Annotated in this window: 20 protein-coding genes and 1 riboswitch; of the genes, 15 read left to right on the forward strand and 5 right to left on the reverse strand. The window is 41.8% G+C overall.

Translation table 11 applies throughout. The features are described 5' to 3' along the window. The first annotated feature begins 3 nt into the window (after positions 1 to 3). Together ybaK and BMW61_RS08955 are read left to right on the forward strand one after the other, a co-directional pair. The gene (gene ybaK, locus BMW61_RS08950) at positions 4 to 486 is read left to right on the forward strand and encodes a Cys-tRNA(Pro) deacylase (protein WP_091821133.1); all 483 of its coding nucleotides are present in this window, start codon (positions 4 to 6) and stop codon (positions 484 to 486) included. Between the two features lie 327 nt (positions 487 to 813). Then, positions 814 to 5904 carry an InlB B-repeat-containing protein gene (locus BMW61_RS08955; RefSeq protein WP_091821136.1) on the forward strand — a complete coding sequence of 1697 codons (5091 nt, stop codon included), beginning with the start codon at positions 814 to 816 and terminating at the stop codon, positions 5902 to 5904. A 74-nt stretch (positions 5905 to 5978) separates the two neighbouring features. Here BMW61_RS08955 and BMW61_RS08960 read toward each other — a convergent pair whose 3' ends face one another. Then, complete coding sequence (locus BMW61_RS08960) at positions 5979 to 7175, reverse strand: response regulator (protein WP_175475147.1); 1197 nt, start codon at positions 7173 to 7175, stop codon at positions 5979 to 5981. Between the two features lie 127 nt (positions 7176 to 7302). Between BMW61_RS08960 and BMW61_RS08965 the strand changes: the two genes are divergently transcribed. Both BMW61_RS08965 and BMW61_RS08970 read left to right on the forward strand, forming a co-directional pair. After that, entirely contained in the window at positions 7303 to 11052 is a 3750-nt protein-coding gene (locus BMW61_RS08965) for a chemotaxis protein CheB (RefSeq protein WP_091821141.1), read from the forward strand. 44 nt (positions 11053 to 11096) lie between these two features. Next, positions 11097 to 11447, forward strand: a complete 351-nt coding sequence (locus BMW61_RS08970) for a hypothetical protein (protein WP_091821144.1) — start codon at positions 11097 to 11099, stop codon at positions 11445 to 11447. Between the two features lie 245 nt (positions 11448 to 11692). On the opposite strand, the gene BMW61_RS08975 is transcribed toward BMW61_RS08970, so the two are convergent. Together BMW61_RS08975 and BMW61_RS08980 are read right to left on the reverse strand one after the other, a co-directional pair. Beyond that, positions 11693 to 12916 carry a dicarboxylate/amino acid:cation symporter gene (locus BMW61_RS08975; RefSeq protein WP_091821147.1) on the reverse strand — a complete coding sequence of 408 codons (1224 nt, stop codon included), beginning with the start codon at positions 12914 to 12916 and terminating at the stop codon, positions 11693 to 11695. Between the two features lie 35 nt (positions 12917 to 12951). Continuing rightward, entirely contained in the window at positions 12952 to 13668 is a 717-nt protein-coding gene (locus BMW61_RS08980) for a lysophospholipid acyltransferase family protein (RefSeq protein ID WP_091821150.1), read from the reverse strand. A gap of 163 nt (positions 13669 to 13831) precedes the next feature. Between BMW61_RS08980 and BMW61_RS08985 the strand changes: the two genes are divergently transcribed. From BMW61_RS08985 to BMW61_RS08995, 3 genes are all read left to right on the forward strand, one after another. Continuing rightward, entirely contained in the window at positions 13832 to 15085 is a 1254-nt protein-coding gene (locus BMW61_RS08985; RefSeq protein WP_175475148.1) for a carbohydrate-binding protein, read from the forward strand. A gap of 102 nt (positions 15086 to 15187) precedes the next feature. Further along, on the forward strand, positions 15188 to 16282 hold the full coding sequence (locus BMW61_RS08990) for a threonine aldolase family protein (RefSeq protein ID WP_091821155.1): 1095 nt from the start codon (positions 15188 to 15190) through the stop codon (positions 16280 to 16282). A 22-nt stretch (positions 16283 to 16304) separates the two neighbouring features. Further along, on the forward strand, positions 16305 to 18440 hold the full coding sequence (locus BMW61_RS08995) for an ATP-dependent helicase (protein WP_242876679.1): 2136 nt from the start codon (positions 16305 to 16307) through the stop codon (positions 18438 to 18440). Between the two features lie 63 nt (positions 18441 to 18503). Here the strand turns inward: BMW61_RS08995 and BMW61_RS09000 are convergent, their stop codons facing one another. Together BMW61_RS09000 and BMW61_RS09005 are read right to left on the reverse strand one after the other, a co-directional pair. Beyond that, a complete protein-coding gene (locus BMW61_RS09000; RefSeq protein WP_022761573.1) occupies positions 18504 to 18851 on the reverse strand; it encodes a type II toxin-antitoxin system RelE/ParE family toxin in 348 nt (115 codons plus the stop codon). Continuing rightward, positions 18848 to 19108, reverse strand: a complete 261-nt coding sequence (locus BMW61_RS09005; protein ID WP_022761574.1) for a type II toxin-antitoxin system Phd/YefM family antitoxin — start codon at positions 19106 to 19108, stop codon at positions 18848 to 18850. Before BMW61_RS09005 ends, BMW61_RS09000 begins: the two co-directional genes overlap by 4 nt. 239 nt (positions 19109 to 19347) lie before the next feature. Here BMW61_RS09005 and BMW61_RS09010 point away from each other — a divergent pair, with 239 nt between their 5' ends. The 8 genes from BMW61_RS09010 (at position 19348) to hisA (ending at position 25003) form a co-directional block, all read left to right on the forward strand. Next, the gene (locus BMW61_RS09010; RefSeq protein WP_049946187.1) at positions 19348 to 19584 is read left to right on the forward strand and encodes an acyl-CoA thioesterase; all 237 of its coding nucleotides are present in this window, start codon (positions 19348 to 19350) and stop codon (positions 19582 to 19584) included. A gap of 21 nt (positions 19585 to 19605) precedes the next feature. Beyond that, positions 19606 to 20193: a nitroreductase gene (locus BMW61_RS09015; RefSeq protein ID WP_091821161.1), complete on the forward strand. Its 588-nt coding sequence runs from the start codon at positions 19606 to 19608 to the stop codon at positions 20191 to 20193. A 19-nt stretch (positions 20194 to 20212) separates the two neighbouring features. Continuing rightward, a complete protein-coding gene (gene msrA / locus BMW61_RS09020) occupies positions 20213 to 20734 on the forward strand; it encodes a peptide-methionine (S)-S-oxide reductase MsrA (RefSeq protein ID WP_091821164.1) in 522 nt (173 codons plus the stop codon). A gap of 103 nt (positions 20735 to 20837) precedes the next feature. Then, the gene (cysK, locus tag BMW61_RS09025) at positions 20838 to 21770 is read left to right on the forward strand and encodes a cysteine synthase A (protein WP_022761577.1); all 933 of its coding nucleotides are present in this window, start codon (positions 20838 to 20840) and stop codon (positions 21768 to 21770) included. A gap of 119 nt (positions 21771 to 21889) precedes the next feature. Continuing rightward, positions 21890 to 22066 (forward strand): hypothetical protein, encoded by a 177-nt coding sequence (locus BMW61_RS21870; RefSeq protein ID WP_022761578.1) that lies wholly within the window; start codon positions 21890 to 21892, stop codon positions 22064 to 22066. 63 nt (positions 22067 to 22129) lie between these two features. Further along, positions 22130 to 22302, forward strand: a riboswitch (Lysine riboswitch). Positions 22303 to 22511: 209 nt separating this feature from the next. Beyond that, positions 22512 to 23393, forward strand: coding sequence for a 4-hydroxy-tetrahydrodipicolinate synthase (gene dapA / locus BMW61_RS09030; protein WP_022761579.1), 882 nt, complete (start codon positions 22512 to 22514; stop codon positions 23391 to 23393). An 18-nt stretch (positions 23394 to 23411) separates the two neighbouring features. Then, the gene (gene dapB, locus BMW61_RS09035) at positions 23412 to 24167 is read left to right on the forward strand and encodes a 4-hydroxy-tetrahydrodipicolinate reductase (protein WP_091821167.1); all 756 of its coding nucleotides are present in this window, start codon (positions 23412 to 23414) and stop codon (positions 24165 to 24167) included. A gap of 38 nt (positions 24168 to 24205) precedes the next feature. Next, the gene (hisA, locus tag BMW61_RS09040; protein ID WP_091821170.1) at positions 24206 to 25003 is read left to right on the forward strand and encodes a phosphoribosylformimino-5-aminoimidazole carboxamide ribotide isomerase; all 798 of its coding nucleotides are present in this window, start codon (positions 24206 to 24208) and stop codon (positions 25001 to 25003) included. Positions 25004 to 25251: the final 248 nt, after the last annotated feature.

Genomic DNA, 25251 nt, shown 5'->3' on the forward strand with positions numbered 1-25251 from the left:
GAAATGAAAAAAGAGGAAAAAACAAATGTTATGCGTGTGCTTGACGGAAAGAAGATAGCTTACGAGAGTCACGCCTATAATCCGGATGCGACGATGTCCGGTGAAGAGATAGCAGGCCTTCTCGGCGAGGATCCCGAGAAGGTCTTTAAAACGCTTGTTACGCAGGCAAAAAGCGGAGCCTACTATGTTTTCGTGGTTCCCGTTAAGGAAGAACTTGACCTCAAAAAGGCAGCTAAGGCAGCAGGCGAGAAGGCAGTCAGTATGATCAAGCAAAAAGAACTCCTTCCGCTTACCGGTTATGTGCACGGCGGCTGCTCACCTATAGGAATGAAGAAACAGTTCCCTACATTCATCCACGAGACTGCAATGCAGTATGAGCGGATATTTGTCAGCGCCGGCAAGGTGGGATACCAGATAGAGCTAAGTCCCTCGGACCTTGCTTCCGTTGTGAGGTGCACCGCAGCGGATATTGTGGTGGATGCGTAGATTTTATGTGGCAATTGAATATTACTATTATATGGATTTCATGCAGGTTTCTGATAAAGGCTTTTCTTCATTATAGAAGGAAGCCTTTTTGATTTGTGAATGATGACAGTAATCCATAAAAGATATGAATGATAGACGCAATATAATTAAAACAATAACGTAAATTTGAGCTTAAATAATAAATTGCAAATATAATGCAAAAATAGTTATAAAATATGAGCAAAAAGTATAGACATTCTTAAATTTCTGGAGTAGACTAGATAACGGTTTGTTAAGTTATGTATTAAAAACGTTGTAATAAAACTAGTCTATTCTAGGAGGGTACTAATGAAAGGGAAGTGTTTACTTAGTGTTCTGGCAATGATGATGCTGTTGCTGTTTTTGCCGGGAAACATGGTTGCCAAGGCTGAGCCTAATGCGGGTGAGAAATATACGATCACCTTTGCTACAAGTCAGGGTGGTTTTTATAATATCAGTTCCAATGGCTATTATGAAGCTACCAGGGAACAGGTTATTGATGCCGGATCAGCTATAGGAACCGTGGCTGAACCGTTTGACAGCTATAATAATTATCTTTTTGATGGCTGGTATAAGGACTCGAATTACGATGAGCCTATAAGTGATATTGAAACCTTTGTTCCCGAAGGAAATATGACAATATACGCTAACTGGCGTGCGGTTAATGGAGACAGTGATTTATATGTTACCGTAGATTTTAATGGTGGTACATGTAATGGTTCTACATCTTTCATTGAATATGGCGATTCTGATGGAAAATGGTATATAAAAGGAGGAAAGACACTCCAGTCAACAGGAATGCCTAATGCATATCGAGAAAACTATGGTCTTACCGGTTGGTATACCGATGCAGCTTGCACCCAGCAGGTAACAGAGAATACCGCAATTACTTCCGGACAGACATACTATGCAGGCTGGACTAGAGAATGTTATTCGGTGACATTGGATGCCGGTGAGGGATATTTTAATCAGAATCCGGAGTGTAAAGACGAGAAATGGTCAATTCCTGTTGGATCAAGTATGTATTTAATTGGAAGTGTCTCGGGATATACAAGTGATGGCAAGGTTATCGCCGGATGGTATGAAGATGCCGCTTTGACAAAAGAAATTACTCTTGTTGATGGAAATTATACTCCTACAGAGGATGTGACAGTATATGCAAAGTGGGAACCCGGCTACAAGGTGACCTTTGATTACGGTATTGCTGCTGATGAATTTAGTTCTGACGAATACACACATTCCTATTATGTAAAGAAAAACTCAAAGAGTGACTTGTATCTGACCTATATGACAGGAAAAACCTATGGGGATTATGTGTTTAACGGTTGGTATCTTGATAAGGATTGCACAAGATATGTTACAAGCTTTTATGATGTCCTTGTTTCCGAGGATATGACTTTTTATGCCAAGTGGTCGGAGAAGTGCACCATCACTTATAATGCCGGTGATGGTAAGTTTTATGATGGCAGCAAGACCATGACAGTCAACATTCCTCAGGGTGAGTATTTTTCAACAAAGTATGTAACCTATGCCAATGATTCTTCAAAGGTGTGTGTAGGATGGTCATTAACAGAGGGCGGTCAGGCTGTAGAGATTAATGAGATTACAGCGTACCAGGATACAACACTTTATGCAGTATATGAAGATGGTTGCGAGGTTACCTTTGATGCCAATGGTGGAACAATCTCGTATTATATGGAAACTACTGGTAATGGCGGTAATGGTCGTACGGTTGATGACTCTAAGTTGAAACTGCAATTTAAACGTAATGCTCCATTAAGCAGTAATCTGTATGTTAATTACAACGAAGCTATATATGCTGTTAATGACGACAATCAAATGTTTAGGGGATGGAGTACATCTAAATCTGTGGATGATATAGTTGAGTTGTACTCGTATGTTCCGAACGGAAACAGTGTAACACTGTATGCTATCTGGGGCGACAGATGCACAGTAACTTTTGATGCAAATGGTGGATATTTTTACGATAACAGCCAGAAATCAGAATGCTCAGTGGCTTCCGGTGAAAGAATCGGAGGCTATAGTATTCCTTCATCTGATGATGCAAAAATATTCTCATCCTGGAATACCAGAGCAGATGGAAAAGGCGAGACAATAACAGATATTTATGGTTATGTTGTCACAGAAGATGTCACTTTCTATGCTCAGTGGGATGATGCTTATGTTATAACCTATGATGCAAACGGTGGTTACTTTGTAAACATGGGTACTGCTGTAGATACCAAATATATGTATAAAATCAAAAAGGGTCAGCAGACATATATGGGTAGCTACAATATGAAGAACAGTGATAGTTCTCTTGCTTTCGCAGGATGGAGCACATCTCCTGACAGAGAGGAAAATGTTCAATCTAATACCAGTTACACACCAAACTCTGATATGACATTTTATGCTGTATGGAAAAAGGGTAATAAGATAACGTATCATGCAAATTCAGATGGAGGTTATTTCAGATACGACGGTGAAGACAAAACAGAGATAGAGCTTACTGTACCTGAAGGAGCAACTATTTTGGGGAATTATTATTATATGCCCTCATATGTGAATAATGATGATAACCTACAGTTTTCAGGATATAACACCAAGCCTGACGGAAGTGGCATGGACATTACCTACGATTTCATCCCTACAGGTGATATGGATATTTATGCTAAGTGGGTCAAAACCTATAAGATGTATTTACATGCAAACGGTGGCTATTATACTTCATATAATTCGAATGCCGGTGAGTATTCCGATCTGATGATAGTGAACTGCCAGCAGGGATTGGATGCATGGCCTGGAAGTTACAGTACTCTTAAGCATCCTTCAAATATGGCATTTGCAGGCTGGAGTACTACACCTGATGGAAAGAATACAATCGATAAGGTTGAAAAAATTGATAAAGATGTATATTTATATGCTGTTTGGGAACAGGGTTATCAGATAACCTTTGACGGCAATGGTGGTAAAGTATACCCCGGCATGTGGGAAGAGGACTTCTCTGATGCTTCTGCTCTCGAGGATGCAGTGACAGTAACCCTTAAGAAAGGCAGAAGCCTCGGGTATTACGAAGATGGTGAAATAACTGCTTTAAGAGATGGTTATGTAATCGGAGGTTGGTCAACAACCCCTACAGGCACTAAGCGGATAGACTTTTACGAAACTACTCCTGATAAAGATATGACACTGTATGCTATCTGGAAAAAGGCTGATAAAGTCACCTTCGATGCAAATGGTGGAAAAATCTACGGATCTAATAATAAAACTCAGATTACAAGACAGGTGACGGATGGATCCACATTAGATCGGAGAATGCCTCATGCTACAAATGATAATCTCGGACTTGTGGGCTGGAATACTAAGGCAGATGGAACCGGAATTTATGTAACAGAAAAAACAACGATAAGTTCCGATATGACGCTGTATGCTATCTGGGATGAGGGCTATACAGTTACGTTGGATGCCGGAGACGGAGAGATGGAAGTTCCTTCCACTCATAGTTATACAAGTATCTTCACAGATGTGGTACCAAAGGGTAAAACTATTAAGCTTCCGATTTGCAATATTTACTCAGGCGAAGAATCATTTGTTGGATGGTATGAGGACGCCTCATTCACTAAGAAGGTTTATGAGTATGATCCTGACAATGGGGGTATTTACTATGAATATGAGCCTACAAAGGATGTAACTCTTTACGCGAAGTTTGAAAGAGGATATACCATCACCTTTAACGGAAATGCAGGATGGGTCTTTAACAACGATGAAAAGACCTATGACGTAGCTGTACGAAAAGGAAAGAAACTCGGAAGAGAAATCTGGGCATACACAGACGAGGGAGACGATCAGAGTAGTCAGGGCTTTACAGGTTGGTATATGGACCCCGAATGTAAAACTCTTGTAGCTACCAGAACAACAATTGAGGATTATGTTCCTACAGGTGATATCACACTTTATGCAGGTTTCATAGACGGAGAAGTTAAGGTTAAGGGTGTATCACTCGGAAAGACAAATGCAACTCTGGGTGTTGGTGATTCATTCAATCTGTCTGTTGTTGTAAAGCCTTTCAATGCAACAAATGCTGCAGTAAACTTCGAGAGTTCTGATCTTGACGTTGCTGAGGTTGATGAGGAAGGCAACATCACAGGAAAGAGTGAGGGCAGCGCTGTTATTACTGTAACTACAGTAGATGGTGGCTTCACAGCTCAGTGTGAGATTACTGTTGATGGTAAGAACGCAGAGCAGATTGCCGGCGGCATAGATACTGCTATGAACAAACTTGAGCAGCAGAAGCAGAATCACGAAACTGCGCAGATGAAGAAAACTGTTGAGGAGTCCCTTAAGGGTCTTGGAACCGTTGATTCCATGGCAGATAAGGTTGAATCCAATGGTGCAATCGCTGAAAAGCTTGAGAAACTTGAGGAAACTTATACAGAAGCAGCTGGTGTAACTGTTGTTCAGCCTTCAGAGGATGAGCAGACAAAGGAAACTCTTAAGGAAGTATTCGGAGATGATGTAAATACTAATGCCGCTTCTGTTTCCGGAGCAGGACTTAATGCTGCACCCGAACAGACAGCTAAACTTTCAATTGAGCCTACTACAGAGGAAAACCAGAAAGCTGTCGGCGAGGAGTTCAACAGCGTAGCTCAGATTGATATGTCACTTAAGGTTGGCGAGGGAAATGCGGCAGATGAAGAGCTTCATGAACTTGTAGCCCCCATTACGATCACTCTGCCTATGCCGAAGAACATCTTAGGTTCAAGACTTTACGTTCTTCACTATTATGCTGACGGAACCTATGAGCTTATTAAGCCTAAGCTTGTAAATAATACAATGGTTATCACTGTAAGTCACTTCAGTACTTTTGCTATTGTTGAACTTGCTGAAGGTGAGGCTGTAACAAATAATAACGGCAATGGTAACGGAAACGAGGATGCAGCGCAGCCCGCTAAGGCAGCAGAAACTCCTCAGCCCAGCCAGCCCAGTCAGCCTGCAGCAGTAGCTAATGACACTGCCGCTGCTGACACAACCCCGGCAACTTCTACAAGTGCCGACACAGCTTCTACAAGTGCGGACACAGCCGATAACTCCAAGAAGGACGATGATGATCCGACAAAGGCAAGAATTACTCAGGATAAGCAGGAAATCAATGCTTCCAAGGTAGCAAAGAAGAATCAGAAGATTACTGTTAAGATCGACAGATCCAAGGGTAAGATTACAGCTAAGAACGTATCTTCCAAGAAGCTCAAGAAGTACCTTGATGTTAAGGTAAAGGGCAAGAAGGTAATCTGCACAGTCAAGAAGGGTGCCAAGAAGGGAACCTACAAGGTAAAGATTACTGTTGATAAAAATGGAAAATACAAGAAGACCACTAAGACAATTACTATTGTCGTAAAATAAAAAATAGTTTGAGAGGCCCCATCCGCAGAAATGCGGATGGGGTTTTTGTAATAGTGCTGTATTATAAAAAACTACTAAATATACTCTGCAACCGTGTTATAGAGTCTTCCGGAGTCGACCGGTTTTACAAGGTGTGAATTCATTCCGGCCTTGAGGCTCTGCTCATAATTTTCATGGAAAGCATTTACGGTCATGGCTATGATCGGAACCTTTCTGGATGAAGGAATGGTTGTGTTCTCCCTTATCTGCTTTGCTACAGATAGTCCATCTATATCAGGCATTACAATATCAAGAAGAATCAAGTCGAATTTGCCATGCTCTGCTCTGTAGGTAAGAAGCGCTTCTCTGCCATCGCGTACGGTAATAACCTCTGCGCCTTTTGCTCTAAGAAGCTTATCGATTATCTCAAGATTGATCTCATCGTCGTCAGCTACGAGAATTCTCTTCTGTGAAAAGTCGAATTTGCGGTTAACCTTAGCTGAATACTCGCCAACCGATACAATAGGAAATTTGATGGAGAGCTGTACACTTGATCCCTCTTCGGGATTTGAGGTGGCTTCGACAACATCTGTTCCCATTTCATGTGCATAGAATCTGATAATAGTGATAGTCGGATCCATGGATTCAAGACTTGAATACATATCATATTCAATTGCAGCAAACTCATCTTTTAAAGCCTGCAGCTTGCTGCTCATAATAGTAGTATCTTTGCCGTAAACCTTAAAACTGATGTCAATATTATTGTTGACGCAGCCATTACTTTGGATTTCCAGATGTACCACATTCTTTCGGGGCATCATCTCAGTAATTACTCTGATCATCTTGCGAAGAATTTGAAAAAGAGTTGTATAATCTGCGTTGATATAACAGTTTTCCAGTTCCTTCTTTTCAATAATAAGCTCTATTCCAGTGGGATCAAGAAGATTAGCCATATCATTTTTTAGCGATTTCAGAAATTCATCCAAATTAACAAGCTCAGGATGCAGGCTGACGTTTTTCATTGCAATCTGACGCATTGCCATAACATCATCCATGGACTCGTTCATTAAATGGCTTGCATGGCTTATCTTATCAAGATAATGCTTTATTGCTGTTTCATCGTTACCGGTTTCAAGTGCTATCTTGGAAAATTCGATTATAGAATACAGAGGGCCCCTGACATTTCTGCTCATCTGCTCAAGAAAGATGTCGCTAAAATACAGCTTATGATTCACCTCAATAAGCTTGTCGACAAGCTTATTATTATTATTATTATTATTTATGTCGTTCATTACATTCCCCTCTAGAAAATATTGCGAAATATTGAGATAATAATACCATATATTCATACATAAATCCTATAAAATAACAATTAACTAAAAACTCGATTTTATATACAATCATAGGAAGGTGGTCTAAATGTATAATCCTCAGGATATGTCTGTAAATATTCAGCCGCACTGCGTAGTAGGAATAGGGGCGTCAGCAGGAGGACTCGAAGCACTTCAGCAATTCCTCACATTTCTTCCATCTAACACAGGCATGGCTTTTGTCATAATCCAGCATCTTGCACCCAATCATAAGAGCATGCTTGCTGATATTCTTGCGAAATATAATTCCATGCCGATAACAGAAATCGAGGATGGAATGAAGGTTGAGAGAAATCACATCTACATGATTCCGCCCAAATATAACGTGGAAATCCACAACAACACTCTGAACCTCAAGGAGCAGAACTCTCAGGAAATAAGTCACCCTATAGACATCTTCTTCCGTTCGCTTGCGAACGCCTATGAAAATCGTTCCGTTGCTGTAATCCTTTCGGGAACAGGTTCCGACGGTACAAACGGTATCAGAGCCATCAAGGAACAGAACGGTATGATCATCGTTCAGAGTCCCGAGTCTGCAAAATTCGATGGAATGCCGCGAAATGCCATAAGCACCGGATTTGTTGATCTTATGTTAAAGCCGGATTCCATAGCACGCGAGCTTGCACATATCGCCAAGTCTGTGATAGATGCTGAGACACAGCTCGGTGTTACTGATGATGACCTTCTTTCCAAAGTATTTTCAATATTAAAAAACGTAACCAACATAAACTATGCTTACTATAAACAAACCACCATTCTTCGAAGGATCGAAAGAAGGCTTGTTGTAACTCATAACAGAAACCTTCGTGAGTATGTCAATTACATGACCAACAATCCTGAGGAAGCAAAGCTGCTTGCTAAAGAGGTGCTCATCGGTGTTACCTCATTTTTTCGTGATCCTGATTACTTCGAAGTGTTAAAGGAAAATGTGGTCAAAAAGCTAATCACAACCTCTCGCCCTGACGACGAGCTGCGCATCTGGGTTGCGGGCTGTTCAACCGGTGAAGAAGCCTACTCCATTGCAATTCTTTTTGCGGAAGCCATGGAAGAACTATCCATTCACAGGGGGGTAAAAATATTTGCAACAGACCTCGATCCGGATTCAATAAGCACTGCTGTGCGTGGAGTTTACGGAAATAACATAATAGAGGATGTGTCTGTCGCAAGACTTTCCAAATTTTTCACACGAAAAGGAAATAAATATGTCATTCATCATGACATAAGAAAAATGATCATCTTCGCTCAGCACAATGTATTCCAGGATCCGCCGTTTGGAAAACTGGATTTGATATGCTGCCGAAATGTACTTATATATTTCCAGGCGGTGCTTCAGCGCAATCTTTTTGCCATTTTTCACATGGCTCTATCCGACAGAGGATATCTGTTCCTTGGCCGCTCGGAATCAGTCATTGACTATGCAGATGTATTCCGCGTTGTATGCGCCGATGAAAAGATTTTCATACACTATGCGGAAGGCAATGCACCGGCACATGAGCAGTTTGCTTATTCCATGAGCAATATCGAACCTCCTATTGAGCCTATCAATGTCTCGGGCGGCGAGGATGATGATTCCGCGAGTTACAAGGCACATGAGCTTGATACCTCTGTGCTTGAATCTCTCATGCCCGCAACGGTTCTTGTTAATGAAAAGAACGAGCTGGTAAGAAGCTATGGTAACTGTTCAAGACTCATTTCGCTTCCTACCGGCCAGGTTACATTGGACATTTTCCAGCTTATCAGGACAGATATGAAAATTGCGCTTTCCACCGCGCTTAAGGAGGCAAGGCTTACAAACGAACGCAAGGCATACTCGGATGTTCCTGTTGATATCGATGGGAAATCAGAATTTGTTTCGATTGTTGCGCAGCCTATTAGTGACAATCACGGTGAAAAGACAGATTTTACTGCGGTTTCGTTTATACGAGGACGTGAACTGACAAATGTTGACATGCAGAAATACCAGGTTGATTTTGCTGCATCCCAGCGTATATCAGACCTTGAGCAGGAACTTAAAGCAACCAAGCATTCACTTCGACAGACAGTTACGGAACTTGAGTCAACAAATGCCGAACTTCAGGCTGCAAATGAGGAACTTCTTACAGCCAACGAGGAACTTCAGTCAAGTAACGAGGAACTTCAGTCTGTCAACGAGGAACTTTATACCGTCAATTCCGAATATCAGTCCAAGGTTACAGAGCTTGCGGTTGCCAATAATGATATGGCTAATTTCCTTTCTTCCACCCTTGTCGGAATTCTCATGGTGGATAAGGATTTAAACATTAGAAAATATACGGAATATATCTCGTCGGAATTCAGTGTTGCCGATCAGGATGTGGGAAGATCTCTCAGGTACATAAGCTTTAACTTTGCCACAATTGATCTTCTTGCTCAGTGCAATCTGGTTCTTAAGACAATGGAACCCGTAGAGCAGAGATGTGCTTCTGTTGCAGGAAAAACTTATCTTATTCGCATAGCGCCATATCATGAAATTAATGGAACAGAAGAGGCCGGTGCTGTAATCAGTGATAGAAAGCGTGCGCTCAAGGGGCTGGTACTTACTTTTGTTGATACTACCAAACAGATTGATGATCAGGAACAGATTGATGAAATGGGCAAAGCTCTTCGTGCGGCGGTAAGATCAAGCCGGGAAAAGGAGACATTCCTTTCACAGATGTCTCACGATATGAGGACTCCTCTTACTGCGATTTTCGGACTTACCGAGCTCTCACTTCAGGAGGAATCCTTAACGCCTGCACTAAAGGATAATCTTGATAAGATTATGACTTCAAGCAAATATCTGCTTACACTTATCGAGGAAATATTGGAAACAAGCAAGATTAACGCAGGGAAAGTGGTTTCCATAAGCTCAGCTGTTCGCGAGGAAAACCTTATAACTTCAATTTCAACTATTACGGCAGAGCAGGCACGTGAAGCCGGCCTTAATTTTGACTATAAGATAAACGGTTCAAAGGATCGTTATGTCCTTATGGATACAAAGCATGTTGAACGATCTATCCTGAATCTTTTGTCAAATAGTATTAAGTTCACTCCAAAAGGAGGTCGGATAATCTTTACGACTGATATAATGTATACCGATACTTCTTCCATTCATACTTACACTATAAGAGATACTGGTATTGGTATAAGTGAAGAATTCCAGCAGAGGATGTTCCTGCCTTTTGAACAGGACCGAGATTCAGACGATCCCTACCAGGAAGGTACCGGACTTGGGCTGTACATATGTAAAAACCTTGTAGAGCTCATGGGAGGAACAATATCCTGCATAAGCCATGTTGGAGTAGGAACAGAGTTCACTATTGTTCTAACTTATCCTATCGCTACCGATGAGCAGATAAGCCTTCATACTCAGCAGTCAGAAAAGTATGAGGATCAGATTCTTTACGGTAAAACTATCCTTCTGGCAGAGGATAACACAATAAATGCGGAAGTTATAATTAAGCTGTTAAAAACAAAGGGAATTCATACAGAAGTTGCAAGAGATGGACAGGAAGTTGTGGATATGCTAAAAACTCGTGATCCTTATCATTATCAGGCAATTCTTATGGATCTTATGATGCCTGTAAAGAGTGGTATCGAGGCAGCTAAGGAAATACGCGCACTGGGTACTCCGGATACAGCTACTATTCCCATTTTCGCACTTACAGCAGATATGGCTAACGATGTAGAAGGCAGATGTGCAGAAGCAGGTATGGATATTATTTTGGAAAAGCCGATTGATCAAAACAAGTTATTTGCAAGTCTGGCAAAGGCTATCCAGAAGCAGCTGGATGAAAACTGATGCACTGATAGGACAGGATATATTTTGGTTTGCGGAGATATACTATGGACAGTAAGAAAATTGTAGCTCTTAGGGAATGGGGGGCAGATACAGAATCAGCGATTAAAAGAATGGTTGGTGATGAAAAATTTTACCTTGATCTAGTGGATTCTTTCTTATCAAACAATGACTGGAGAGATCTGTGTTTAAAGATTGAAAAGAAACAATACAAGGATGCCTTTGTAATATCACATCGAATCAAAGGCTCCTGCGCAGATCTCTCATTAACGCCACTTTTTACGGCTATGTGCGAACTGACCGATGACCTTCGAAATGATGAAATCCGTCCCACACTTGAGACTAACCTTAAAATTGCAGGAAAACTCCGGGACAGATTGATTGAAACTTTAAACTGACAGCATTGATTAGTGAGGCCTTTTCTATATTGTTGAAAATTTAGTTGCAGGTATTGTATTATTTATGTTACTGTCTGCGGGCTGTCAGCTTCCGGCACAAAACAGCAGGAGACTATTTCTTTAAATACACAAAGGATGATGCAGTTAAACCTGCTGCTTAATATTAGATAAAATAAAACCGGGCTTCAATGTGAACTGATCACAAGATTGAAGCCCGGAATTTTATCGTTCATTTATATTTGTTGTCAGGATGCCTTTTTAGCAGCTTTTTTTCGTTCCAGATTAGAAACGATAAGTGCGCAGGAAGCATCACCTGTGATGTTAACAACTGTTCTTCCCATATCGAAGATTCGGTCTACGCCGGCAACAAGTGCGATTCCGTCAAGAGGAAGACCAACAGAGGCAAGTACCATGGCGAGCATTACCATTCCGGCACCGGGTACACCGGCGGTTCCGATGGAAGCAAGAGTTGCGGTAAGCACGATGGTTACCATCTGGGAAGGCGTCAAATGGATGCCATAGCAGGCAGCTATGAAGATTGCACACACACCCTGATAGATAGCGGTTCCATCCATGTTGATAGTGGCACCAAGGGGAAGCACGAAGGAAGTAACTTCTTTGTCGGCTCCCATCTTCTCGCAGCCCTTCATATTGATTGGAAGTGTTCCGACTGAGGAAGAACTTGAGAAGGCAAAGATCATGGCGGGAAGCTGTCCTTTGAGGAATGCAAGAGGACTCATGCCGCCAAGAGTCTTAACTGCAAGGGAATAAACTATCACCATGTGAGTAAAATAACATATGTATGCTGTCAGAAGCACCATTGCCAGTGATCCGATGATTGCAGCTCCGTTGGTGGCAACCACGGGACAAATCAGGCAGAATACACCGATGGGTGAGAGCTTTAAGATCATTTCCATGCACTTCATGAAAATTGCATTGAAGGAATTGATGCCTTTTACAGCGGGAGCAGCTTCCTCACCTACGAGAATAATTGCGAAGCCTATAAGCAGAGCCATAACGATTACCTGCAGCATTGTAGCTTCAGATAAAGGAGCTATAAAGTTAGATGGGAAAATATTTACAACGGTGTCCATAAAAGGAACACCTTCAGAAGCTTCATAGCTAAGCTCAGAGGTCTCGAGGATCGGGAAAAAGCCCTTGAAAAGATTACCGCCAACGAGACCTATTACAATAGCTACAGCCGTTGTGCACAGGTAATAACAGACGGTTTTTATTCCGATAGAGCCAACCTTTCGGATATCACTCATTGAGATAATGCCGGCCATTATTGAAAACAGTACTATCGGAACAACTATGAATTTCAACAGATTAAGAAAAATGGTTCCGATCGGTTTAATGTAGCTGTCCGCAAAATCAGCGTGACTTTGAAGAAGCAAGCCTGCGATTATACCGAGAACAAGAGCAATAAAAATCTGAGTTGCGAGTGGCAGTTTTTTCCTGGTTTCTATAAAAAATAATCCCCCTTTTTCTTTATGGTGTCGGTTTACTGTTTACAGATTTCATTTATTTTGTTTTCTATATTTTTCTTTACTGTTTCTGCTATTTCCTTAGTTTTTAAATCCTTATAATTCTCATAATAAAGCGGCTTGAGGAAATGCACCTGTGTCTCTACCGGCTTGTAACCGCCTTCGCCAAAGGGTTTGTATGAATCAATCAGTGCGACCGGAACAATCGGAACCTGTGACCACAAGGCTGCTTTGAAAGCTCCGGGCATAAATGATTGCAGGTGGTTTTTATTGTCTGTGTAGCCGCCCTCCGGGAATATGATGAATCTTTTGCCGTTTTTAACTTGCTCTGCCAGTTCTTTTATGGCAGCAATCTGTTGCCTGTTATCTTCTCTGTTTATACGAATTCCGCCAAGAACATCGACAAATTCGTGAGTAAGTTCCACCTTTGCGGTTGTGCTGTCAATTACGATTGAACAAGGTGCATCGTGAGAATAGATTATTCCTAGTGCATCGAACTTTCCCTGGTGATTGGGAGTTATGATATATCCGCCCTCTGATGGGAGGTTTTCCAATCCATAACACTTGGTAGTGATGCGGGAATTTTTCATAACCCGTCTTACCATATTTCGTGCAACTCCGTATCTGTATTCTTCGGAATATCTGTCAGGATTTATCATCATAATCCTGATCTTAACAATGTAATAAATAATTAGTGGAAACGATATAAAAATGCAAAAGTAAAATCTGAACATGCAATCTCCCCAAAGACAGATGATATATAAAATTATAACATATAAACTGCGTATGAAACTTAGTTAAATAATTCATAAAATCGATAATTTAAAAACTGTACAATGATATAATTTTCCTATGAAACGTTTACCCGATTTGAGTGGATTGTCGGAGGTAATTCTTATGAGGAAAAAGTTTTTTAAAATATTTCTTACTGTAGCATTGACGCTGGGTTTATGCATTACAGGTGCTATTCCTGTAGGTAAGATAGTGGGAACACTTGTGGTTAATGCAGCAAACATAACGTTAAAGGCGAGAGATTACGATGGTGACTACTCGGTTACAAACGGAGTTGGTCTTACCTACGATTCTGATAAAACAGCGAAGCTTGGGACAATTGCGAACGGAGATAAGGCAAAATTTAAGAATGTAAGTTTCGGAAATGTGGATCCTATCAAGGCCATCTCCTTTAAGTATTCTAAGCCAAACTCTGACAGTGTCAGGGTTACCATGTACCTTGATAAAGAGGGAGAAAATAAGATCGGTGAATGGTCACTTAGCCATAAAACAAGCAGTTTTAGTGATCCCTATAAGGAGAAGTTCTTCAGCGGAATTGAGAAAGCATCTGTTGGAAGCGGAAAACATGATATTTATTTGAAATTTACCTGTGGCGGCACAGCGGAGGATGAAGTAAATATCTATAGCATTTCCTTCTTTAGTACCACAGAGGATGAAGATACCGAAGAAGATCTCAATACGGCAACCTGGGAAGATCAGTACAAAAATGATACAAACAAGAATAAGCCGTATTATAGGGCAAATATTTATAAGAGAAGTTCATATGTTATTTTAAGCGATGCTTTAGACGCTTATTCAAACAAGACTATATTCGGAGATCCCTATGCAATAATGGGATATAAGTCACTTGTAAAGCAGGTTCCGGGAATAAGTTATAACTATGCGGACAATACCCTGACTCTTAACAATTTTGATTCTGAGAATAAATACCTGGATATCCGCAACATGGGAAAAGCCTTCAAGATTAAGCTTGTTGGAAAGAATAATCTAAAAGCTATTTATGTATCCGGAGCAAACTGGCCGACACCGCTTCATTTTACCGGTAGTGGTTCGGTTGTACTTAATGCCAGCAAGTCATATTTTGTGGGGCCGGGACTCAATACAGCTGTCCTGTATCTTGATGGCTGGCACAAGGAGTCGTTTATCATTGATAAGAAAGCCAAGGTAACGGCTTACGGATATAAAAAGAATTCACCTGTTGTTTTAAGCTATGGAGAGGGAAGGCCTGCTCTTAAGAAGGCTGTAAAGATTTCCTTTAGTAAGAAAGGAAGTAAGCTGGACGGAAAATTTGTAGACGGAAAAGGCGACAGAATTCGCAGCAGATATAAGTACAATAAGAAAACCTTTAAGAAGAAGTAATGAAAGAGGGCGTCCGGAATGATTATCCGGACGCTTTTTCATGCCAGTCAGTTGTTTTGTTGCTATAATATATAGAAAATTATTCACCGGGAGAAAGCAAAAATGGATAACAGAATTTCATTTTCAAGTGATTATACAAAGGGCGCGCATCCGAGGATATTGGAGCGTCTTACTCAGACTAACTTCGAGCAGAACGATGGCTATGGCACGGATGATTATTGCAAAAGCGCGGAAGAAAAAATAAAAAACGCATGCAATTGTCCGGAGGCAGATGTGTTCTTCCTTGTGGGTGGAACTCAAACCAACCAGACGATATTGGATATGCTGCTTAAGCCTTACGAGGGAGTTGTGGCGGCAGAGACAGGACATGTGGCTGTGCATGAGGCAGGAGCGATAGAGTTTTCGGGGCACAAGGTGCTGACGTTGCCGAGCATTAAAACAAATGCAAACAGAGATGATGCAACAGAAAGTGGCAACGCAGTGCATGATGACACCATAGGCAAAATCGATGCGGATGACCTTCGCACCTATATCAAGAACTTCTACGCAGACGATAACCATGAGCATATGGTTTTTCCGGGAGCGGTTTATATCTCGCATCCAACTGAGTATGGAACGCTGTATTCCAAAGAAGAGCTTTCAAAAATATCAAGTGTTTGTAAAGAATTCAATATTCCGCTTTTCCTTGATGGGGCAAGGCTTGGCTATGGTCTTATGAGTAAAAGAACAGATGTTACCTTAGCTGATATAGCGAGCCTGGTTGATGTATTTTATATAGGCGGGACCAAGGTGGGTGCATTCTTTGGAGAGGCAGTTATGTTCCCTAAGGGCGTTCCCACAAAGCATCCGATTCCTGTTATCAAGCAGCACGGCGCGCTCCTTGCGAAGGGATGGCTTTTGGGCCTCCAGTTTGACACACTTTTCACTGATGATCTGTATTTTGAGATCAGCAAAAATGCTATAGAGAGGGCTGAGGAGCTTAGAGAGTTGCTTGTTAAGAAGGGTTACCGGCTTTTCATAGATTCCCCGACAAATCAGCAGTTCATAGTTATGGACAACGAGAGATTAAAAGAGTTTGCAGAGCACGTTCGCTATGGCTTCTGGGAGAAAATTGATGATAACCACACGGCGATAAGACTTGCCACAGACTGGGCTACGACCAAGGAGGATATCAGGGAACTGGAGAAGTTTTTGTAAACTGACAGGGATGATTTTTGAGATGACAGAAAATGAGTTTTTAGACAGATATACAAAGAAGCTGAGCGAGCAGCAGCTTGACGCGGTAAGGACTGTGGATGGACCGGTGCTTCTTCTTGCAGTGCCGGGAAGCGGGAAAACCACGGTACTTGTAAACCGGCTTGGATACATGCTCTACTGCAAGGGGATTGCGCCTGAGAACATACTGACACTCACGTATACCGTGGCTGCCACAAAAGACATGGCGCAGAGGTTTGAAAAGTTATTTGGGGAGGATATCTCCACAAGGCTTGAATTTCGTACAATCAACGGCATCTGTGCAAAAATTATCGCGCACTACGGAAGACTTATCGGTAAAGATGCCTTTGAGCTTGTCACGGATGAGAAGATTATAGGAAAAATTCTTACAGAGAATTATGTGCGAATTTATGAAGAATATCCTACGGAGAGTGACATCAAGAATGTCCGCACGCTCATAACCTATTGCAAGAACATGATGCTCTCGAAGGAGGATATCTACAAGCTTGAAGATGAGATGGATACCGATATCTACACCATCTACGAGGCATATAACAGTGAGCTCAAAAAGAGAAGTCTGATGGACTACGATGATCAGATGATATATGCCTACAGAATGCTGAAGTCATCGCCCGACCTGCTTTCTTTTTACAAGGATAAATACAGATATCTATGCGTCGATGAGGCGCAGGATACGTCCAAAATCCAGCATATGATAATCAGTTTGCTTTCGGGAAATGATGGCAACCTTTTCATGGTGGGCGACGAAGATCAGAGTATATATGGCTTTAGAGCGGCATATCCGGAGGCTCTTCTTAATTTTGAGAAGGAGCATCCCGGCGCGAAGGTTCTTGTGATGGACAGAAACTACAGGTCCAATGCAAATATAGTTTCTGCCGCAGATAGATTCATAAGACACAACACCATGCGCCATGACAAGCATATGCAGGCGGCGAAGGAGAGCGCATCCGAGATTAACTATGTAAGGCTTAATAGCAGGAAAAATCAATATAATTATCTGCTTAAAGTAGCAGCTGATATAAATAGCCAGATTGCAGTTCTTTACAGGGATAATGAGAGCATACTTCCGCTGGTGGATCGTCTTGAAAGGCAAGGAATTCCATATAGGATTAAAAACGCTGATATGGCATTTTTTACACATAGAGTAGTTGGAGATGTCATAAATATCATGCGCTTTTCAATAGATCCTTATAATAGCGATATTTTCATGAAGATATATTTCAAGTTCCAGACATATCTTGGTAAAAAGCAGGCTGAGCAGCTCTGCAGGATTGCCGCCGGGTTAAACATTCCTATTCTGGATGCTGTGGAAGAGACGGAGATGATTAACAGCAGGGTTAAGGGAAAGTGCCGCGCACTTCGGACGCACCTTGCAAACATGAGACATGAAAATCCGTATAAAGCGCTTATGAGAATAGACAATTACATGGGCTACGGCGAATACATGGAGATGAATCATCTTGATTATAACAAGATTTTTATTCTTGAAATGCTCGCTGAAAATGAGCACTCGATTGACGGATTTATCAGGAGACTTCAGGAACTTCAGGATATAATCAGGGACAAGGAAACGTCATATAGGGAAAAGTTCATCCTCTCCACCATACACTCCAGTAAAGGCCTTGAGTATGATGAGGTATATCTGATGGATGCCTGCGACGGTGTTTTCCCAAGTGAGGTTATTGATAATAGGAAAAAGGCATCGCCCAAGGAACTTCGTGATTATGAAGAGGAGCGAAGAATCTTCTACGTTGGCATGACAAGGGCAAGGAACAAACTGAATATCTTTACTTATAATGATGAGGAGTCCACTTTTGTTAAAGAAATCTCCGAGATATCAGCAAGCGAGAAGAAGGATATCAAGGAGAGAGTAAAGAAAGCAAAGGCTTCCATCAAAAGAAGTGTAAAAGAAAAAGGGAAGATTGATTCTCAGGAATATCCCACAAATCTTACTGTAGGACAAAAGGTGGTCCAGCCTAAATTCGGGCACGGAATAATAACGGATGTAACCTATGACGAAGATGAAATTCCGGCTAAGTTTTCGGTTAGGTTTGAAGATGAAAAGGAGCGCCTTTTTGCATATCCGTTTGCGTTTGTAATGGGGATGAAACTTGAATAAAATGCGGATTGAATATTTGAATATTGATATTAATAAGAGGACTCGTTATGAGTCCTCTTATACCTATTCTTTCCAGTAATCTTCAGTTTCTTGGGGTGTAGTTTTAATGCCAAATAGTTTCCACATGAAATCTTCACGCTCATCATAGATGTTTACAATATAAATTTGTGTTTCATCAATTCTGAAAAACACATAATTTTTGACTGCATAGATATACTGGTAATCAGTGTCTACACCAAACATATCGCGGACAGAAATGCCAATGTCTTCGTGTTTTCTTATGGACTGGATTCTATTATTAATTGCTGAGAAAATTTCTTTTCTCTTAGCATCGCCAAATTGAGAGTCCAGATATTTTCGCATTTTAGCGATTTTTTCTTTATAATCCGGAGAGTATTTTAATGTCTTCAATCTTTAAGCCCCATCACTTTCAGCATTTCATCATCATCAATCCAGCCTTCTTTCTCAGCTCGTGTTTCAGCTTTCTTAAGGTCAGTAAGAACATTGTGTAATGCTCTCAGGCGATCAAGCTCATCTGCTTCCTCTACAGACATGATGGTGTAAGCTCCGCGACCATTTCTTGTAAGATATACGCGACTGTTGGCATCGACTTCTTTGAGGACATCGGTGTAATTTCTTAAATCTGATATTGGCATAATAGCTGGCATAGGTACCTCCTTATAACAGCGTGAAAACAAGACTATCTAGTTTCATTATAATGCTGAAAAGATATATTAACAAGTATATTCGCATGCGAATATATCAGCAAAGTTGCCATCTATAAAAACATAACACGCTTACAAATAGATTGTGCGCGATTAGAGAATCATCTATAATTATCTGAAATAAAAAAGTGAAGCGCACAGAGGTCAATGAAATGGATTATATCACCAGTCATTAGCGTAACATGCGATTTCAAGAAGACAACGACATTTCTGACAAGGTTGAGATAAGCGTTACTGTTGAAGAATTCAAGGGAGTAAAGCTTCATTTGTCATATGAGATGAAAAACGGGGAAGGTGAGGTTGTATGTCTTGGAAAATCTTCTCACGCTTTTTTGAACAAGGAAGGACATCCCATAAGGATGAAACAGGAATACCCGGAGCTGTTTGAGGCATTAAATAAAGCTGCGCAAGATAATTGATTGAAAAGGAGGCAGGTTCATATGGATGCATTAGAAGCTGTTTTAACAAGACGAAGTACAAGAAGATATTCAGAAGAATTGCCGGAAAAAGAGCTTATAGAGAAAGTAATTGAAGCTGGGAGATATGCCCCCAGCGGAGGGAATAATCAGACAACCCATTTCATCGTTTTTACTGATAAGAACATGCTTAAAGAGATGGCAGAACTGGTATGCATGGAATTTTCCAAGATGGAAATAAAGGAAGACACCTATTCATCTCTGAAGAATTCCATAAATGCATCAAAGAAGGGCGGCTATGTTTTTCACTACGGAGCGCCGGTTTTTATTGTGACGGCGAACAAAAAGGGTTACGGGAATGCCATAGCTGACAGTGCCTGTGCACTTGAAAATATGATGATTGCTGCAAATGCTCTTGATCTGGGATCATGTTGGATAAATCAGCTTCACTGGCTTGATGAAAACGATGCCATAAGAGAGTTCATGTATAAATACGGACTTAAAGAAGACGAGACTATAACAGGCGGACTAATTCTTGGGTATCCTGAGAGCGGAAGTCCTAACAGAGAACCGCTCGAAAGAAAGGGAAACCCTGTAACCTGGGCAGAGTAAAACAATAAGGAGATGAAAAATGGAGACAATATATTTTGCAGGTGGATGCTTCTGGGGAGCCCAGAGATTCTTTGATCAATTTGATGGAGTAGCAAATACAGAAGTTGGATATGCCAATGGACCAACCCAAAATCCTACATATGAAGAAGTCTGCAATGATTCCGGTCATGCTGAGACAGTGAAGGTGGAGTTTGATCCCGACAAGATAAGCCTTGAAGAGCTTATAGACTATTACTTTAAGGTTGTTGATCCGGTCTCTGTAAACAAACAGGGCGGGGACGAAGGAATTCAGTACAGGACAGGTATATATTATACTGAAGATAGTCAGCGTCCCATCATAGAAAGTAAGATGACTGAGCTTGAAAAACAGCTTGGGCAAAAGAGTGCTATAGAAGTGCTGCCACTTGAGAACTTCTACACAGCAGAAGAATACCATCAAAAATACCTGGTGAAGAATCCCACAGGATACTGCCATATTCCGGCTGTGATGTTCGAACTGTCAAAGAATAAAGGACAGGGGAATAAATTAAAGTCGGAATAAGTATATGTACAGTCAAGGGCATCTCGCGAGAGATGCCCTTTTAGTGATATAATACTGTTTGGTGTCTTTAAACCAGAAATAACAGTGATAAGAGGTTTTTACAATGGTATATGAAAACGTGCTCGCTGCAGTCGGGCATACTCCGATGATAAGACTTAACAGGATACCGGATCCGGACGGGGCGGAGATTCTGGTAAAATTCGAAGGTATCAATATCGGCGGATCAATAAAGACGAGAACCGCCCTCAACATGATACTGGCTGCCGAGAAGCAGGGAATTATAAATGAAAAGACTATAATAGTTGAGCCTACAAGCGGAAATCAGGGAATAGGTCTTGCGCTTGTCGGAGCGGTAAGAGGCTATAAAACAGTAATAATAATGCCTGATTCGGTAAGTGAAGAGAGAAGAAAGATTATAAGACATTATGGCGCTGAGGTCATACTTATCCATGATGAGGGAGATATAGGCGCATGTATAGAAGAGTGCTTAAATACAGCGCTCAGGATGCAGAAAGAGGATCCGAACGTCTTTGTTCCTCAGCAGTTTGAGAATCCCAACAACACCATGGCGCATAAGAATCACACAGCGCTTGAGATAATGGCACAGGTTGAAAAACCGATACACGGCTTCTGCTCAGGAATAGGCACCGGCGGAACCATTACGGGAATCGGTGAAGTACTAAAGGCGCAGTATCCTTTTATAGAAATCTGGGCGGCAGAGCCTGAAAATGCCGCAATTCTCGCGGGAGGTAATATTGGAACACACCTTCAGATGGGAATAGGTGACGGCATAATACCCGATATCCTGGATCAGTCTATTTACAACAATATCTCCATTATTACGGACGAGGAAGCCATTGGCATGGCTCAGAGACTTGCCAGAGAAGAAGGGATAATGTGCGGAATTTCAAGCGGAACAAATGTAGCTGCGGCAGTTAAACTTGCGAAGAAACTCGGAAAGGGGAAGACAGTAGTTACCATACTTCCGGATACCGCTGAGAGATATTTTTCCACCCCTCTTTTTGATGAAAAATAATCCTGGAGAGTTCAATTTTCATAAGGCAAATGATATAATATTTATAAGCGAATAGAGACGAGAGAATGATTATCTATATGAAGATGTGTTAAAAATTCTAAAACCAGGAGGTAGAAAGCATGGTGATTATAGATAAGATATTCGGGGAACACGAGGACGTGTACAAGAGCCCCTCAGAAGGAGAACTCCAGATGGAGCAGACCGGAACAAAGGAGAAAAAGCCGAAGGCCGAGATCACGGAGGAGGATACGGTGAGGTTTACGGAGCACGACAGATTCTGGGAGGGCATGAAATAAGTTCGTTTTAATTTAATTCATCACGTTGACACTGCACTGCGCTAGTGTTATTATGACATACAAGATTCAGATAGAGGTTGCGTATTCTATCAGTAAGAATTCTGATGCGACAGGCGCAGGTGAGGAATTCCGAAAGGACAATACGCCGAAGGATGAGCCCGCCTGCAGGGTTTATACCTGGGCATACAGTTAAGAGCTGTATGACTGTCATCGCAAGATGGGGAGCTATCGCACTAATTTATTTTGGTGATGATTATTATGGAGCTAACTCTCTTTGCGATGAGTTAGCTCTTTTTCAAATGTTATACATTTGAAAAAGGCGCTCCGCGGGATGCACACTCGCGCATAATGAATTTGTTGCTTTCAGCAACTGCGCTCGGCGCAAGAATTTCGCAAGCGAAATTCTATTTTAGTAGATATTCAAGAAAGTAAAGGAGACAACTTTATGGCAGTATTTAAAGGTGCAGGTGTTGCTATTGCAACTCCATTTTATGAAGACGGATCGGTTAATTATGATGAATTCAAGAGACTGATTGATTTTCAGATTGAGAACGGAACCGATGCTATCATCGTGTGCGGAACAACAGGTGAGAGCGCTACCATGACAGAAGAAGAGCACATGGAGGTATCAAGGTTCTGCATCGAATATGTAAATAAGAGAGTTCCCGTAATTGCAGGAGCAGGATCGAACTGCACTAAGACTGCAATCGATCTTTCGGTTGATGCTGCTAAGGCAGGCGCGGACGCGATCCTTTCAGTAACTCCTTATTACAACAAAGCAACTCAGGACGGACTCGTTCAGCACTTTACTGCAGTTGCTAAGGCTGTTGATATTCCGATAATCCTTTACAACGTGCCCAGCCGTACAGGCTGCAACATTCTACCCGAGACAGCGGTTCGAATGTGCAAGGACGTTGATAATATCGTTGGTATCAAGGATGCTGCAGGTAATCTTGCTCAGACTACCAAGATGATGCAGCTCGCTGACGGATGTATCGATCTGTATTCAGGTGAGGACGGACTAGTTGTTCCGATCATGTCACTTGGCGGACTCGGTGTTATTTCAGTACTGTCAAACGTTGCACCCAGACAGACTCATGACATGTGTCAGAAGGCTCTGGACGGAGACTTCGCAGGAGCTGCTAAGATTCAGCTCGAGGCACTTCCTCTTATTGATGCACTTTTCTCAGAGGTTAATCCAATTCCGGTTAAGGCAGCACTCGAGATGATCGGCTTCAAGGCAGGTCCGCTTCGTCTTCCTCTCACAACTATGACTGAGAAGAACAGAGTTGTTCTTGAGAAGGAACTGAAGAAATTCTTGGGATAAGGGGAGAAAGGACAAAGTATGATTAAAGCAATTATGCACGGCTGCAATGGCCGTATGGGTCATGTAATTGTCGACCTTGCAGGGGCAGATGAAAATATCGAGATCGTAGCAGGTGTTGATGCCTATGGGGAAAATTCTTACAGTTTTCCTGTATTCGATTCTATAGAAAAATGCGATGTGGACGCTGATGTGGTAATCGATTTCTCCAATGCATCGGCTGTTGATAAGCTTCTTGAGGTATGCGCCGGTAAGAACCTACCGGTAGTACTTTGCACGACCGGACTTTCGGAAGCGCAGCTTGCTAATGTTCAGAGCACTTCAGGCAAAATTGCAATCTTAAAATCGGCTAACATGTCTGTAGGTATCAACATGCTTATGAAGGTACTGAAGGATATTTCACCTGTACTTGACGCAGCCGGTTTTGACATCGAGATAGTTGAAAAACACCACAACCAGAAGCTTGATGCTCCCAGCGGAACAGCACTGGCACTCGCAGATTCCGTTAACGATTCACTTACTGAAAAGTGCGAGTATGTATACGACAGAAGCACCAGACGTGAGAAGAGACCTAAGAAGGAAATCGGTATTTCTGCAGTTCGAGGTGGCACCATCGTCGGAGACCATGATGTGATCTTTGCGGGAACTGATGAGGTTATAACTCTTTCTCACAGAGCTTATTCACGAAGCGTTTTTGCAAAGGGTGCCATTGAGGCAGCTAAGTTCCTTGCCGGAAAGAGCGCAGGAATGTATGACATGAGCGATGTTATCGGGTGACAGATCTTAAGCACAACTTTCGCATAAATGAGGACAAAATGAGATTTAGACCTTGCATTGATATACATAACGGACAGGTTAAACAGATTGTAGGCAGCAGTCTGCGCGACACGGGGGACTTGGCAAAAGAGAACTTCGTGTCAGAGCAGGATGCTGCTTTTTTTGCGCGCCTTTATAAGGAAAAAGGGCTGCGGGGAGGACACATAATAGTCCTGAATGCAGCTGACAGCCCATATTACGAAGCATCCGTGGGGCAGGCGCTTTCCGCGCTCTCCGAGACACCGGGCTATCTGCAGGTGGGCGGAGGAATAACCGCTGAAAATGCCTGGAGATTCCTTGACGCAGGAGCTTCGCATGTCATCGTGACAAGCTATGTTTTTAAGGACGGAAAAATCAATTACGAGAACCTTAAAAAGCTCCTTCGGGAAGTTGGAAAAGAGCACCTGGTACTCGATCTTAGCTGTCGAAAGGGGACGAATACTGATAGTTCCGAACAAAACTACTACATCGTGACAGACAGATGGCAGAAGATGACTGATGTTGCTGTGACAAATGAAACTATGGATGAGCTTTCGAACTACTGCGATGAATTTCTTGTCCATGCAGTCGATGTGGAAGGAAAGCAGTCCGGTATAGAAGAGGAACTTGCAACCATGCTTGGCGGTTGGGGGAAACTCCCCATAACCTATGCGGGTGGAGTTCATAACTTCGATGACCTTAACCTTTTGAAAGCCTGTGCAGACGGAAAACTTGATGTCACCATCGGAAGTGCACTCGATATTTTCGGTGGGAATATGTCTTTTGAAGAAGTAGTAAAAATGATGGAACACAGCTGATATGCCTGTGTTCTTTTTTAGTACCATAAAAGTGTAGTTGTTAGAGAGTAATTAACTCTGACATCTGCACTTATTATAAGCATTCGCTTAAGCAGGTAGGGAGAAACACCCGCGTAACCAACTAAACTGAATGATAAAAAGGCTGGAATTATTCATCCAGCCTTTTTTTGTGTGTTTTTATGCATTTTTTATTAAATTTTATTAAAAAAATATTAAACGTAAAACAGCGCATTATTTGGCTGTATAAT

This window comes from Butyrivibrio sp. ob235, assembly GCF_900109475.1.
GTDB lineage: Bacteria > Bacillota > Clostridia > Lachnospirales > Lachnospiraceae > Butyrivibrio.

Excerpts from the sequence above, each read along its gene's own strand:
- ybaK (WP_091821133.1), top strand. The coding sequence starts at position 4 with ATGAAAAAAGAGGAAAAAACAAATGTTATGCGTGTGCTTGACGGAAAG.
- BMW61_RS08955 (WP_091821136.1), top strand. The coding sequence starts at position 814 with ATGAAAGGGAAGTGTTTACTTAGTGTTCTGGCAATGATGATGCTGTTG.
- BMW61_RS08960 (WP_175475147.1), bottom strand. The coding sequence starts at position 7,175 with ATGAACGACATAAATAATAATAATAATAATAATAAGCTTGTCGACAAG.
- BMW61_RS08965 (WP_091821141.1), top strand. The coding sequence starts at position 7,303 with ATGTATAATCCTCAGGATATGTCTGTAAATATTCAGCCGCACTGCGTA.
- BMW61_RS08970 (WP_091821144.1), top strand. The coding sequence starts at position 11,097 with ATGGACAGTAAGAAAATTGTAGCTCTTAGGGAATGGGGGGCAGATACA.
- BMW61_RS08980 (WP_091821150.1), bottom strand. The coding sequence starts at position 13,668 with ATGTTCAGATTTTACTTTTGCATTTTTATATCGTTTCCACTAATTATT.
- BMW61_RS08985 (WP_175475148.1), top strand. The coding sequence starts at position 13,832 with ATGAGGAAAAAGTTTTTTAAAATATTTCTTACTGTAGCATTGACGCTG.
- BMW61_RS08990 (WP_091821155.1), top strand. The coding sequence starts at position 15,188 with ATGGATAACAGAATTTCATTTTCAAGTGATTATACAAAGGGCGCGCAT.
- BMW61_RS08995 (WP_242876679.1), top strand. The coding sequence starts at position 16,305 with ATGACAGAAAATGAGTTTTTAGACAGATATACAAAGAAGCTGAGCGAG.
- BMW61_RS09005 (WP_022761574.1), bottom strand. The coding sequence starts at position 19,108 with ATGCCAGCTATTATGCCAATATCAGATTTAAGAAATTACACCGATGTC.
- BMW61_RS09010 (WP_049946187.1), top strand. The coding sequence starts at position 19,348 with ATGCGATTTCAAGAAGACAACGACATTTCTGACAAGGTTGAGATAAGC.
- BMW61_RS09015 (WP_091821161.1), top strand. The coding sequence starts at position 19,606 with ATGGATGCATTAGAAGCTGTTTTAACAAGACGAAGTACAAGAAGATAT.
- msrA (WP_091821164.1), top strand. The coding sequence starts at position 20,213 with ATGGAGACAATATATTTTGCAGGTGGATGCTTCTGGGGAGCCCAGAGA.
- cysK (WP_022761577.1), top strand. The coding sequence starts at position 20,838 with ATGGTATATGAAAACGTGCTCGCTGCAGTCGGGCATACTCCGATGATA.
- BMW61_RS21870 (WP_022761578.1), top strand. The coding sequence starts at position 21,890 with ATGGTGATTATAGATAAGATATTCGGGGAACACGAGGACGTGTACAAG.
- dapA (WP_022761579.1), top strand. The coding sequence starts at position 22,512 with ATGGCAGTATTTAAAGGTGCAGGTGTTGCTATTGCAACTCCATTTTAT.
- dapB (WP_091821167.1), top strand. The coding sequence starts at position 23,412 with ATGATTAAAGCAATTATGCACGGCTGCAATGGCCGTATGGGTCATGTA.
- hisA (WP_091821170.1), top strand. The coding sequence starts at position 24,206 with ATGAGATTTAGACCTTGCATTGATATACATAACGGACAGGTTAAACAG.